Source organism: Mycobacterium sp. E136, from assembly GCF_001666865.1.
GTDB lineage: Bacteria > Actinomycetota > Actinomycetes > Mycobacteriales > Mycobacteriaceae > Mycobacterium.
The window spans coordinates 1-567 of record NZ_LZJE01000281.1; the positions used below are offsets into that span (position 1 = coordinate 1).

1 protein-coding gene is annotated in these 567 nt (G+C 65.1%); it reads right to left on the bottom strand.

Going from position 1 to position 567, the window contains the following annotated elements; all coding sequences use genetic code 11:
• Positions 1-567, bottom strand: a 567-nt coding sequence (locus A5698_RS18425) for a glycosyltransferase (RefSeq protein ID WP_353651825.1), incomplete at both ends; no start/stop codon positions are given.

Sequence of the window (567 nt, forward strand, 5' to 3'; positions counted from 1 at the left end):
GGTCATCCGGGCCGCCATCTCGCGGGCACGAGAAACGTACTGTGGACCGAGGATGGTGCGCAGATCCGCTAGGAGCGAATCCGAGGTCGTAGTCGAAAAGCGCCGCTTGGTACCGACTTTCAGTCGCTTGATCCGAACTCCCCAGAGAGTCTGATCGAGGTCCGTGGACAGGATCAGCTGTGGGATTCCGGCGCGCAGAGCCAACGCCGTCGTGCCCGCGCCACCGTGGTGGACGACTGCGCGGCACGCGGGGAAGGCGGCCGCGTAACTTGTCGCGCCGACCACCTTGACGTCATCCGGATGCGCGACTCGGGAATCATCCATTCCAGCGGCGCAAATCAGCGCCCGCTCGCCCAACTGCGAGCAGGCGGCGGTGATCATGGCGAGCGTGTCGGCGGCAGACTCGACCAAGTCGACGGGGATGCTGCCGAAGCCGAAATAGATGGGTGGTTTTCCCGCGGCGATCCATGATGCAATCTCCTCGTCGGCGTCGGTCGGCAACTGCATCGTCAGTGTGCCGACAAACGGCCGCCTTTCGCCCCACTCGGCCGCCAATCCGGGAACCCG